The 12,607-nt window shown below is 75.7% G+C and carries 11 protein-coding genes; 2 read left to right on the forward strand and 9 right to left on the reverse strand.

The window, feature by feature from the left end:
- Positions 1 to 96: 96 nt before the first annotated feature.
- From ACI78U_RS00280 to ACI78U_RS00305, 6 genes are all read right to left on the reverse strand, one after another.
- Complete coding sequence (locus ACI78U_RS00280) at positions 97 to 306, reverse strand: ubiquitin-like protein Pup (RefSeq protein WP_456873272.1); 210 nt, start codon at positions 304 to 306, stop codon at positions 97 to 99.
- Between the two features lie 72 nt (positions 307 to 378).
- Positions 379 to 1,362 (reverse strand): acyl-CoA dehydrogenase family protein, encoded by a 984-nt coding sequence (locus tag ACI78U_RS00285; RefSeq protein ID WP_456873273.1) that lies wholly within the window; start codon positions 1,360 to 1,362, stop codon positions 379 to 381.
- On the reverse strand, positions 1,363 to 2,868 hold the full coding sequence (gene dop, locus ACI78U_RS00290; RefSeq protein WP_456873274.1) for a depupylase/deamidase Dop: 1,506 nt from the start codon (positions 2,866 to 2,868) through the stop codon (positions 1,363 to 1,365). It lies immediately after the preceding gene.
- Positions 2,869 to 2,919: 51 nt separating this feature from the next.
- A complete protein-coding gene (locus ACI78U_RS00295) occupies positions 2,920 to 3,804 on the reverse strand; it encodes a septum formation family protein (protein ID WP_456873275.1) in 885 nt (294 codons plus the stop codon).
- A gap of 158 nt (positions 3,805 to 3,962) precedes the next feature.
- The gene (gene arc / locus ACI78U_RS00300; protein ID WP_456873276.1) at positions 3,963 to 5,744 is read right to left on the reverse strand and encodes a proteasome ATPase; all 1,782 of its coding nucleotides are present in this window, start codon (positions 5,742 to 5,744) and stop codon (positions 3,963 to 3,965) included.
- A 156-nt stretch (positions 5,745 to 5,900) separates the two neighbouring features.
- Positions 5,901 to 6,839, reverse strand: coding sequence for a tRNA (adenine-N1)-methyltransferase (locus ACI78U_RS00305; protein ID WP_456873277.1), 939 nt, complete (start codon positions 6,837 to 6,839; stop codon positions 5,901 to 5,903).
- Positions 6,840 to 6,925: 86 nt separating this feature from the next.
- On the opposite strand from ACI78U_RS00305, the gene ACI78U_RS00310 reads away from it, so the two are divergent.
- Positions 6,926 to 7,843, forward strand: coding sequence for a RecB family exonuclease (locus ACI78U_RS00310; protein ID WP_456873278.1), 918 nt, complete (start codon positions 6,926 to 6,928; stop codon positions 7,841 to 7,843).
- 214 nt (positions 7,844 to 8,057) lie between these two features.
- Entirely contained in the window at positions 8,058 to 9,236 is a 1,179-nt protein-coding gene (locus tag ACI78U_RS00315) for an amidohydrolase family protein (RefSeq protein ID WP_456873279.1), read from the forward strand.
- Positions 9,237 to 9,238: 2 nt separating this feature from the next.
- Here ACI78U_RS00315 and ACI78U_RS00320 read toward each other — a convergent pair whose 3' ends face one another.
- From ACI78U_RS00320 to ACI78U_RS00330, 3 genes are all read right to left on the reverse strand, one after another.
- A complete protein-coding gene (locus tag ACI78U_RS00320; protein WP_456873280.1) occupies positions 9,239 to 9,937 on the reverse strand; it encodes an HAD family hydrolase in 699 nt (232 codons plus the stop codon).
- Between the two features lie 223 nt (positions 9,938 to 10,160).
- A complete protein-coding gene (locus tag ACI78U_RS00325; RefSeq protein ID WP_456873281.1) occupies positions 10,161 to 11,912 on the reverse strand; it encodes a SulP family inorganic anion transporter in 1,752 nt (583 codons plus the stop codon).
- The gene (locus tag ACI78U_RS00330; RefSeq protein WP_456873282.1) at positions 11,899 to 12,573 is read right to left on the reverse strand and encodes a GAP family protein; all 675 of its coding nucleotides are present in this window, start codon (positions 12,571 to 12,573) and stop codon (positions 11,899 to 11,901) included. Before ACI78U_RS00330 ends, ACI78U_RS00325 begins: the two co-directional genes overlap by 14 nt.
- Between the last annotated feature and the right edge of the window lie 34 nt (positions 12,574 to 12,607).

The following is a 12,607-nucleotide window of genomic DNA, read 5'->3' on the forward strand; positions in this document are numbered from 1 at the left end:
CCGCGTGAAGTCCCCTACCGGCCGGTGGTCACCGCAGTCCGGGCAGTATTTCTCCGGACCATTCCCGTCGCCCATTCAGAATGGCAGCCAGAATGGTCACTGCCCCCCTTTTTGTACGTAACTCCTGACGAATTCCTCCGCATTCTCCTCGAGGACGTCGTCGATTTCATCGAGAATGGCGTCGACGTCCTCGGACATCTCCTTGTGCCGCTCGGCGACCTCGGCGTCGACCGACGCCTCGACCTCCTCGGTCTCCTCCCGGGTGCGGGTGGTCCGCTGCTGCCCGCCGGTGTCCCTGGTGGCCATGTGCCCTCCCCTGGTGCACGCCGAGTGCGTGTCCCCGCCGAAACTACCCGCAGGTACCGACATCCAGCCCCCTCAACGGGCGGCGCCCAACCGTTCGAGCAGCGCGTCCCGGATCGCCGGCCGGGAGCCGAACACGAGCAGGAACACCGCCTCCCGCGCCGTCCGCTCGGCGACGCTGCCCGCGCGGGCCGCCCCGCTGCCGGCGGCGACCGCCAGCGCGCCGGCGGCTCGGTGGGCCAGGGCGGCGGCCTCGGCCCGGGCGGCGGGCAGGTCCGCCGGTCCGGCGGCGTCCAGCCGCGCCCGGACGGCGTCGAGCTCGGCGTCCAGCGGCGAGGGGCCGACCAGCCGCGTGCAGCGGCGGACCAGGCCGAGGGCCAGCGAGCCGTTGACCCGCAACCCGGCCGCATCCGCCGCCCGCACCTCGGCCACCGGGGTGGTGCCCAGCAGCCGCCCGGCCGGCACCCGGTGACCGGTCAGCCGCAGCTCCACGGTCGCGCTGGCCTGCACCGCCGCCAGCGACTGCGGCACCGCCTGCAGGGTCGGCCCCTCGACGGCGTCGACGAGCGCGTAGGCCACGTCGTCGCCGTCCCGGGCGGCGACGAGCAGCACGTCCACCAGCCCCCAGCCGGTCACCCACGGCACGGCCCCGTCGAGCACCGTGTCCCCGCCGTCCCGCCGCAGGGTGACCGGCGCGGCGTCCGGGCGGGTGGCCGCCTGCAGCGCGATCCCGGCCCGCCGCCGGCCGCGGCACAGGTCGGCCAGCAGGTCCGGGTGCGTCCCGGCCGCGGCCAGCCGGCCGACGGCGCCGTGGTGCTGCAGCCAGACGAACGCGGTCGCGAGGTCGCCGGCCGCGAGCTCCTCGACGACCGCGGCGAGCGTCGCGCCGTCGGCGCCTCCTCCCCCGGCGGCGGGCGGGCCGACCAGCCCGTACAGGCCGGCCGCGGCCAGGGCGTCGAGGTGCCCGCGCGGGAGGACGCCACCGGCGTCGACGGCGGCGGCCGCGGGCGCGAGCAGCTCCTCGGCCAGCCGGCGGGCGACCTCGACCGGGGCGGTCACTCAGCCGCCGGTGATGGTGTCGACCAGCTCCTGCGCGCTCGACGTCGACTCGAACAGCACGCCCACGTGGTCGCGGGTGCCCTTGAGCGGCTCCATCGTCGGGATCCGCACCAGGTTCTCCCGCCCGAGGTCGAAGACCACCGAGTCCCACGACGCCGCGGCCACCTGCGCGGGGAAGCGCCGCAGGCACTCGCCGCGGAAGAACGCCCGGGTGTCGCTGGGCGGGGTCACCATCGCGCGGGTCACCTCCTCGTCGGTGAGCAGCCGCTGCATCGAGCCGCGGGCCACCAGCCGGTGGTAGAGCCCCTTGTCCGGGCGGACGTCGGAGTACTGCAGGTCGACCAGCTGCAGCCGGGAGTCGCCCCAGCCCAGCCCGTCGCGGGACCGGTAGCCCTCGAGCAGGCGCAGCTTGGCCGGCCAGTCGAGCCGGTCGGCCAGCCGCAGCGGGTCGTCGGCGAGGGCGTCGAGGACCTCGGCCCAGCGGCGGAGCACGTCGGCGGTCTGCGCGTCGGCCGCGCCGGTGCGCTCGACGAAGCGGGCGGCCTGGTCGAGGTAGGCGCGCTGGACGTCGACGGCGGTCATCCGCCGGCCGTCGCGCAGCCGGACCAGGTGGGTCAGCGAGGGGTCGTGGCTGACCGCCTGCAGCGTGGCCACCGGCTCCTCGACGGTGAGGTCCTCGGTCAGCGCCCGCGCCTCGATCATCGCCAGCACCAGCGCCGTCGTCCCGACCTTGAGGTAGGTCGCCAGCTCGGCGAGGTTGGCGTCGCCGACGATCACGTGCAGCCGGCGGTACTCGTCGGGGTTGGCGTGCGGCTCGTCGCGGGTGTTGATGATCGGCCGCTTGAGGGTGGTCTCCAGGCCCACCTCGACCTCGAAGAAGTCCGCGCGCGAGGAGATCTGGAAGCCCTGGGTGCGGCCCTCGGTGCCGATGCCGACCCGCCCGGCGCCGGCGAACACCTGCCGGGTGACGAAGAACGGGATCAGCCCGCGGATGATCTCGATGAACGGCGTCCGCCGGTCCATCAGGTAGTTCTCGTGCGCGCCGTAGCTGGCGCCCTTGCCGTCGGTGTTGTTCTTGTACAGCTGGATCGGCTGGGTGCCCGGGATGCGCGCGGCCCGGCGGGCGGCCTCGGCCATCACCCGCTCCCCCGCCTTGTCCCACAGCACGACGTCGCGGGGGTTGGTGACCTCCGGCGTGGAGTACTCGGGGTGGGCGTGGTCGACGTAGAGCCGGGCGCCGTTGGTGAGGATGACGTTGGCCATCCCCGAGTCCTCCTCGAGGTCGTTGTGGTCGAGGGCCTGGGCCGGGGAGAGGTCGAACCCGCGGGCGTCGCGCAGCGGCGACTCCTCCTCGAAGTCCCACCGCGGCCGGCGGCGGGTCGGCGCGTCGGCCACCGCCCAGGCGTTGACCACCTGGCTGGAGAGGGTGGTCGGGTTGGCCGTGGGCTGCCCGGGCACCGAGATGCCGTACTCGACCTCGGTCCCCATCACCCGCCGAACGCTCATGCGACCGAGACTAGGCCCCGCCGGCGGGCCGCTCCGCGACGCCGCGGCAGGTCAGGCGCGCACGCTCGTCGTCGTCCGGCCGCCGCCCGCGGGGACCAGGACGCACCGGCCGTAGGGGTACTCCGGCCACTCCGCGGGCGTGTCGGTCCAGACGTCGACCACGTAGCCGGCCGGCACCGCGCCGCCGCCGTAGTCCTCGGCCGCCGTGGCGCAGCTGCCCACGACCGACCGGCGGGTCTCCTCGTCCGGGTGCGGCGCGCCCTCGGGCAGGTCGGCGACCTCGGTGCCGACCGGCTCGGCCTCGTGCGGCTCGGAGCACGGCACCACGGTGTAGTCGGCCACCGACCCGACGAAGCAGGTGCGGTGCCGGGCGGCGTCCTCGCCCTGCAGCGCGCCGGCCAGCACGCCGGGCGCGGTCTCGGGCACGAGGTAGCCGTGGAAGACGTCGCAGCGGATCCAGCGCGCGCCGGCGGCCCACTGCTCGGCGTCGGGCAGGTAGGAGGCGAACCAGGCGTAGGGGTCGTCGAGGGCGTCCCCGCCCAGGTACTCGCGGACGACGTCGAGGTCGCACAGGTCGGCCAGGGCGCCGCTGATCGGGCTGTCGGGGTCGTCGAGGTCGGCCTGCGTCGGGCGGGGGGCGTCGTCGGCCAGCCCGCTCTCCCCCACCACGGCCGTCTCGGCGTTGTGGGAGCCGGAGCAGTCGGCCCGGTCGGGTGGGTCCAGCGGCGTGCCCTCCTGGCCCTCGGCGATCGTCCAGCAGGTGCCCACCAGCGGGGGCTGCGCGGGGTCCAGCGAGCCGGGGTCGGCGGGGGGCACGGTCGGCTTGGCCACCTCGAGGGCGGCGTAGGAGGCGGAGCCGTGGACGGTGTCGGCGCAGCCGGCGAGCAGGAGGACGGCGAGCAGCCCACCCGCACCGCACCGGTGTGCACGCCGCATGCTCCTGGCCTTCCCGCCGGGACGACCTGGCCCCTCCACCGGGCCCGGGCATCCCGGCGGGCAACCAGGTAGCACGCGGCGACGAGCGGCGCAACGGCCCCGGGCCGCGGCGCGGTGCCCGGCCACCCCGTGCCGGCGACGGGGTGGCCGGGACCGGCTCAGAGGTACTGGCCGGTGTTGGTGGCCGTGTCGATCGCGCGGCCGGAGTCGTTGCCCTTGCCGCTGATGAGCGTGCGGATGTAGACGATCCGCTCGCCCTTCTTGCCCGAGATCCGCGCCCAGTCGTCGGGGTTGGTGGTGTTGGGCAGGTCCTCGTTCTCCTTGAACTCGTCGACGCAGGCCTGCATCAGGTGGCCGACCCGCAGGCCGCGCGAGCCGGTCTCCAGGCTCTCCTTGATGGCCATCTTCTTGGCCCGGTCGACGATGTTCTGCAGCATCGCCCCGGAGTTGAAGTCCCGGAAGTACAGGACCTCCTTGTCCCCGTTGGCGTAGGTGACCTCGAGGAAGCGGTTCTCCTCGCTCTCGGTGTACATCCGCTCGACGGTGCGCTGGATCATCGCCTGGATGGTCGCCTCGGCGCTGCCGCCGTTCTCGGCGAGGTCGTCGGGGTGGATGGGCAGCGACGGCGTCAGGTACTTGCTGAAGATGTCGCGGGCGGCCTCGGCGTCGGGCCGCTCGATCTTGATCTTCACGTCGAGCCGGCCGGGGCGCAGGATCGCGGGGTCGATCATGTCCTCGCGGTTGGAGGCGCCGATGACGATGACGTTCTCCAGGCCCTCGACGCCGTCGATCTCGCTGAGCAGCTGCGGGACGATGGTGGACTCCACGTCGGAGGACACGCCCGACCCGCGGGTGCGGAAGATCGAGTCCATCTCGTCGAAGAACACGATGACCGGCGTGCCCTCGCTGGCCTTCTCCCGGGCGCGCTGGAACACCAGCCGGATGTGCCGCTCGGTCTCACCGACGTACTTGTTGAGCAGCTCCGGGCCCTTGATGTTGAGGAAGTAGGACTTGGCCTGCCCCTCCCCCTTCACCGCGGCGACCTTCTTGGCCAGCGAGTTGGCCACCGCCTTGGCGATGAGCGTCTTGCCGCAGCCGGGCGGGCCGTAGAGCAGGATGCCCTTGGGCGGGCGCAGTTCGTACTCGCGGAACAGGTCGGCGTGCAGGAACGGCAGCTCGACGGCGTCGCGGATCTGCTCGATCTGCCGGGCCAGGCCACCGATGTCGGAGTAGTCGATGTCGGGGACCTCCTCGAGGACGAGCTCCTCGACCTCGCTCTTGGGGATCCGCTCGTAGACGTAGCCCGACCGGGACTCCAGCAGCAGCGAGTCACCGACCCGCAGCGGCTGGTCGGTGAGGGAGTCGGCGAGGAAGACCACGCGCTCCTCGTCGGTGTGGCCGATGACCAGCGCGCGCTGGGTGACGCCGTCGAGGGGCTCGAGCAGCTCCTTGAGCATGACGACGTCGCCCTGCTTCTCGAAGCCGAGCGCCTCGACGACGTTCATCGCCTCGTTGAGCATGACCTCCTGGCCGGGGCGCAGCGCCTCGCCCTCGACCGCCGGGGAGACCGACACCCGCAGCTTGCGGCCGCCGGTGAAGACGTCGACGGTGCCGTCGTCGTGTCGGCCGAGGAAGACGCCGTAGCCCGACGGCGGCTGGCCGAGCCGGTCGACCTCCTCCTTGAGCGTGACCAGCTGCTCGCGGGCGTCGCGCAGCGTGCCGGCCAGCTTGTCGTTGCGCTCGGAGAGGAAGGCCGCGCGGCCCTCCGCCTCGGCGATCCGCTCCTCCAGCACCCGCACCTGGCGCGGGCTCTCGGACACCTTGCGGCGCAGCAGGCCGATCTCCTCCTCGAGGTAGGAGATCTGGGCGAGCAGGGCGGAGACGTCACGCTCGCGCCGCGCTCGGAACTCGTCGGGACCATCGCCATGGCCGGGGCCCATCGCGCACCTCCGCACACATCAGGGGGAGCCAGGAGGCAAATCTATACACGCCGACCGACACCCTGCCCGGGGCTCGCGCGGGAGGTGACGCGCCTGAGCGGCCCCGGTGCAGGGGCCCGCCCCGAGCCTGCGAGAGGTGGGGGGCACCGGGGCTTCCTACTTCTGGGGACGGCGCTGGCGCACCGGGGCGACGACGCCCTCGGCCAGCCGGCGGGCGGTCACCAGGAACGCGGTGTGGGCGACCATGCGGTGCTCGGGCCGCACCGCGAGGCCGACGGCGTGCCAGGGGCGCACCAGCGACTCCCAGGCGTAGGGCTCGGTCCAGCAGCCCTGGGCGCGCAGCGCCTCCACGTAGGTCGACAGCTGGGTGACGGTGGCCACGTAGCCGACGAGCACGCCGCCGGGGCGCAGCGCCGCGGCGACGGTGGGCAGCACCGCCCAGGGCTCGAGCATGTCGAGCACGACCCGGTCGACGACCTCCTCGGCGGGGTGGTCGGCGAGGTCGCCCAGCCGCAGGTCCCAGGTGTCCGGCACCCCGCCGAAGAAGGCACCGACGTTGCCGCGGGCGACGTCGGCGAAGTCCTCCCGCCGCTCGTAGCTGGTCACCCGGCCGTGCTCGCCGACGGCACGCAGCAGCGAGCAGGTCAGCGCCCCCGACCCGGCGCCGGCCTCCAGCACCCGCATGCCGGGGCCGATGTCGCCGCTGCCGACGATCTGGGCGGCGTCCTTGGGGTAGATGACCTGGGCCCCGCGCGGCATGGACAGCACGAAGTCGGCCAGCAGCGGCCGCAGCGCCAGGTAGCCGGTGTTGGCGGTGGAGTGCACGACCGAGCCCTCCGGGGCGCCGATGAGGTCGTCGTGGGCGATGGCGCCGCGGTGGGTGTGGAACTGCCTGCCCGGCTCGAGGACGACGGTGTGCAGCCGGCCCTTGGGGTCGGTGAGCTGCACCCGGTCGCCGGCGGCGAAGGCGCCCGGCACCGGCGAGCGGCCCTCCTGCCCCCCGCCGCTCCCGGGAGCGCGCTCGGCGGCCGGGTCGGAGGCGGGCGCGGGCGCGGCACTGGCCGCGGTCTGGCTGGGCTCGGGCTGCGGGTCCACGGGCGGCCAGCCTAGGCGAGCGGCCGGACGGGTCCGTCCGGCGCGGGCACTCGGAACTGTCGGAGGAGCGACCTAGCCTCGAACCCATGACGGCAGTCGTCTTCCCCGACACGGCACCCGGTGACGGTGAGCAGTCCCCCGGAGGGACCACGCCGCGCCGGCCGTCGCTGTCGCCCAGCCGTGCGGCGGACTTCAAGACCTGCCCGCTGCTCTACCGCTTCCGCACCATCGACCGGCTGCCCGAGAAGCGCAGCGCGGCGGCGGTGCGCGGCACCCTGGTGCACGCCGTCCTCGAGCGGCTCTACGACCTGCCGCAGGCCCAGCGCACCGTCGAGGCCGCCCGCGAGCTGGTCGGCCCGGCGTGGGAGGAGCTGCGCGCCGACCCGGAGGTCGCGGCGCTGTTCGCCCCGGGCGAGGACGGCGAGCAGCCGCCGTCGCTGGAGGCGTGGCTGGAGTCGGCCGGCAAGCTGGTCGAGACCTACTTCCGACTGGAGGACCCGACCCGCATCCAGCCCGAGGGCCGCGAGCAGCTGGTCGAGGTCACCCTGCCCGACGGGCTGCTGCTGCGCGGCTACGTCGACCGGCTCGACGTCGCCCGCAACGGCGCGCTGCGGGTGGTCGACTACAAGACCGGCTCGATGCCGCGGGAGGCGTTCGAGGCCAAGGCGCTGTTCCAGATGAAGTTCTACGCCCTGGTGCTGTGGCGCACCCGCGGCGTGGTGGCCAGCCAGCTCAAGCTCATCTACCTCGGCGACGGCGAGGCCCTCACCTACGCCCCCGACGAGGGCGAGCTGGTGCGCTTCGAGCGCACGCTGCTGGCGATCTGGGCGGCGATCGAGCGGGCGGTGGCCACCGGCGACTTCCGGCCCAACCGCACCCGGCTGTGCGACTGGTGCGACCACCAGGCGCTGTGCCCCTCCTTCGGCGGCACTCCCCCGCCGTTCCCCGCCGAGGCGGCGGCCGCGGCCGGGTGGGCGACGCTGCCGGTCGTCGAGCGCGACTGACGGCGAGCCCCCACCGCTCACGAGCCCACGCGCGGTGGCCGTCCGCCGTGACGTTCCCGGTCGGTGCCCTCCTGGTCGGCGCCGCCCACGGCCGTGTCGGCAGTGCAGTTGGGGATAACGGCAGAGACAGCGGAACGCGCCCGGTCCCGTTGACCGGCGCGGTGCCCGGCCCCAGCGTCGGGCCCGCCACCGTTCCCGACCCCGGGGAGCCCGCATGCGGGGATACCGGGCCGAGCGCGCCTTCGACGGCGAGCGGCTGCTGCCCGACGGTGCCCTCGTGCTCGTCGAGGACGGCCGCATCGCCGGCGTCGAGCCCGCGTGGGCCGCCGCACCCGACGGCACCGAGGTGACCGCCCTGCCGGGGACGACGCTGCTGCCCGGGCTGGTCGACACGCACGTGCACCTCTGCGGCGACGCCGGCCCGCGGGCGCTGGACCAGCTGACGGAGCTGACCGCCGACCAGGTCGACGCGATCGTGGCGAGGAGCCTGCAGCAGCACCTGGCCGCCGGGGTGACCACGGTCCGCGACCTGGGCGACGTCGACTGGGCCGTGGTCGAGCGGGCGCCGCGCACCGGGCCCACCGTGGTCGCGGCCGGGCCCCCGATCACCTCACCGGGCGGGCACTGCTGGGCGATGGGCGGTCAGGCCCGCGGCGTCGAGGCGCTGCGGGCCGCGGTGCGGGAGCGCGCCGGGCGCGGTGCCGGGGTGGTGAAGCTGATGGCCAGCGGCGGGCTGCTCACGCCGGGCACCGACGCGACCGCCTGCCAGTTCACCGACGCCGAGGTGCGGGCGGTGGTCGACGAGGCGCACCGGCTCGGCCTCCCGGTGACCGCGCACGCCTACCCGCCGGCCGCCATCCGGCAGGTGGTGGCCGCCGGCGTCGACGGCATCGAGCACGCCCTGTGCCTGGACGGCTCCGGCTGGGGGATCCCACCGGACCTCACCGCGGACCTCGCCCGCGCGGGCACCGCCGTGTGCCCCACGCTGGGCACCACGCCGGGCAGCGTGCCGGCGCCACCCGCGCGGGAGCTCTTCACCCGCCTCGGGCTCACCCAGGAGGCCCGCGCGGCGGAGTGCGCCCGGCTGCACCGGGCCGGCGTGACGCTGGTCAGCGGGGTCGACGCCGGCATCACGCCGGGCAAGCCGCACGGGATCCTCGCTCGGGCCGTCGCCGCGCTCGCCGGCGGCGGGCTGCCGGCGGTGGCGGCGCTGGCGACGGCGACCTCCGCGGCGGCCCGGACCTGCGGCCTGGGCGAGCGCACCGGGCGGCTGGCGCCGGGCCTGGACGCGGACCTGCTGCTGGTCCACGGCGACCCCACCGCCGACCCGCTCGCGCTCGAGCGGGTCGCGCTGGTCGTCTCCCGCGGCCGCGAGGTGGTGCCGGCGGCCTGACCTCAGCCGCGCGGGGCCGCCGGCTGCCGGTCGGACACCAGCCGCTCGAGGTCGGCCAGGCCGACCCCGGCCAGCGTGTCCCGCAGCACCAGGCCCGGCGCGGGCGCCAGCGGCTGCAGCGACGGGACCCCGAGCACGGCGCAGCCGGCGGCCAGGCCCGCGGCGACCCCGGACGCGGAGTCCTCGACGACCACGCAGCCGGCGGGGTCGACACCGAGCGCCGCGGCGGCCTGCAGGTAGGGCGCCGGGTCGGGCTTGCGGGCGGGCACCTCGTCGCCGCAGACGGTCAGGTCGAAGGGCGGCACGTCGAGATCGCGGACCAGCTGCGCGATGACCAGGTCGGCGAGGCGGCGCGGCGTCGTCGTCACCAGGGCGGTGGGCAGGGCCGCCGCGCGGACCTCCCGGAGCAGCTCGCGGGCACCGGGGCGCCAGGACACCTCCGCCGTGAGCAGCCCGGCGACGACGTCCTCGACCCAGGCGGCGTCGGCCTGCCACCCGGCCGCGCGGTCGAGGCCGAGGTCGGCGTACACCAGCTCCATCGAGGTGCGCATGCTGGTGCCGACGATGGCCTCGCGGGCGGCGGGGCTCAGCTCACCGCCCAGGCGGCGGGCGAGGGCGAACAGCGCCGTCCCCCAGTGCTGCTCGGTCTCCACGAGCGTGCCGTCCATGTCGAACAGGACGGCGGCGAGGTCGTCGGGCATGGGGTCGCTGGTTCCCTCGGTCGGGCGGCTCCCGGCTGCCCGGCGGGCACGCAGCGGGAACGGTCTCGGACACGGTCACGGCCACGCCGCGCGCGCCGCGAGCCCGTCGTCGGGCCCGGTGCCGGCGGGCACGCGGTGGATGGCCACCGGTCCCCAGTCTCCCAGCCGGCCGCGCCCCCGCGCCGCCGGCGACCCCACGTGAGACGAGGCTCGCACCGGCCGGTCAGGGACGTGGCCCGGCGGGCGGGGGTGCCGCGGGGCGGGCGTCCGCGACGGCCTCGTCCACGGTCGCGAACACCGCGGGGCGCTCGCGCTCGGCCAGGGCCCGGCGCAGGACGTCGCGCACCTGCCCGACGGGGTGGACGACGGCCAGGGCCACGCCGGCGCGGGCCAGGTCCTCGTGCAGCTGGTGCAACACGTCGGCGCCGGTGACGTCCAGCCACGGCGTGGTCTGCCCGTCGAAGACGACCTGCCGCACGCCGGGTCCCGGCAGTGCCCGCACGGCGGCCCGGACGTGGTCGGCGTTGGCGAAGAACAACCCGGACTCCAGCCGGAACACGACGGCGCCGGGGACCTGCTCGGCCCCGGGGTGGCGCTCGAGGTCGACCCACAGCCCCCCATCGGCGCCGGCCGTGCGGCCCAGGCGGGTCACCCGCGGCCGGGAGGACCGGGCCAGCACCAGCAGCAGGGAGGTGCCCACCCCGATGCACAACCCCGGCAGCGTGCCGAACACCAGCACGCCCAGGAGCGCGGCGAGCGCGGCGGCGAGGTCGGCCCGGGCGGTCAGCCACCGCAGCCGCCCGGCGCGGCTGCCGGTCCACACGCGGGCGAGCCGGCGCAGGGCGGGGACGTCGACCAGGTCGACGACCGCGGCGATGACGACGGCGGCCAGCGTCGCCTCGGGCAGCTGCTCGAACAGCCCGGTGAGGAACAGCAGGGTCAGCACGGCCAGCACCGCGCAGGTGACGCCGGACAGCTGGGAGCGGGCACCGGCGGCGCCGTTGACCGCGGTCTTGGACAGGCTGCCGTTGACCACCATCCCGGAGGCCAGCCCGGCGCCCACGTTGGCCGCGCCGAGGCCGAGCAGCTCGCGGTCGGCGTCGACGTCGTCGCCGCGCCGGGCGGCGTAGGCCTTGGCCGCGCCCAGCCCCTCGGCGAAGCCGACCAGCAGGACGCCGAGCGCGGGGCCGACGAGGTCGACGTGGTCGCGCAGTGCCAGGCCGCCCGGCAGCCCCAGCTGCGGCAGGCCCGGCGCGATGGCACCGACCACCTCGACGCCGCGGTCGGGCAGGTCGGTGACGGTCATGAGCACCACGCCGGCCAGGACGACGACCAGGGACGCCGGCAGGCGGGGCAGCCAGTGGCGCAGCGCGAGGACGGCGGCCAGGCTGCCGGCTCCCACCAGCAGGGTCGGCAGGTGCACGTCCCCGAGCCCGGTCACGACGCCGGCCAGCTTCGCGACGAACTCCCCCGAGGCGGCCTCGATGCCGACCAGGGCGGGGACCTGCCCGACGATGATGGTGAGGGCGAGGCCGACGATGAACCCCTTGAGCACCGGCTCGCTGACCAGCGTGGACACGAAGCCCAGCCGCAGCAGTCCGGCGACCACCCCGAGCAGGCCGACGACCAGCGCGAGCGCGGTGGTCAGCGCGACGAAGGCCTCCCCGGCGGGATCGGTGTAGGCGGCCACGACACCGGCGGACAGCGCGGCGGTGGCCGACATCGGGCCGACGACCAGGTGCCGGCTGCTGCCGAGGAGGGCGTAGAGCAGCAGCGCGGGCACCGCGGCGTAGAGGCCGACGACCGGGGGGACGCCGGCGATGGTGGCGTAGGCGAAGGACTCCGGCACGAGCACCGCCCAGACGGTGAGGCCGGCGGCGAGGTCGGCGCCCAGCCAGCGCCGCTGGTACCCGGCCAGCGAGGCCGGCACCAGCGGCTGCCACCACCGGGCTCCCTGCGCCTCACGCCGTGACACCGGCGATCCCGTGCCCGGCCACCACCGCGCCCATGACGGTGAACACGGTGCCGGTGATGACCGCGTCCTCCTGCACCAGCCAGGTGTGCAGCGCGTCCAGCGGCTTGGTCATCCGCTCGGCCGCCGCGGCGTGGGCGAGGACCGGCGCGGCGACGGTCGAGGCGGCGAGGACGGTGAACAGCGCCACGGCCACCACCGCCCCACCGGTGGCCAGGCCGGCGGAACCGACCGTGGAGCCGGCGGCCAGGCACAGCCCGAGGTTCTTGGGGTTGAGCGCCGAGAGGGCCGCGCCCAGGGCCGCGGCCCGGCCGGGGGTCACCCGGTCGAGGGCGGCCATCCAGCCGGGCAGGGCCGGCGCGGCCCCGGCGTGCGGCCGCGCGCGGAACTGGCGGATCCCACCGGCCAGGAGCAGGGCGCCGAGCACGACCTGGACCCAGGCGACCACCGGCGACGGCCCGCCCTCGGCGGGTGCGACGACCCCGCCCAGCAGCACGAACAGCGTCGTGACGGCGACGATGCCGCCCACCCAGCCGAGCAGGAAACCGGCCGCGGCACCGCCGGCGTGCGAGGACAGCAGCAGCAGGACGACGGCGATCACCGGCACCGGGCTGACGGCCACACCCACCGCGTAGGGCAGCAACTGCCCGAGGACCTCGCCCACGCTCGGCCACCTCCCTCGGCGCGTGGCGTGCCGG

This window comes from Geodermatophilus sp. SYSU D00710, assembly GCF_054050195.1.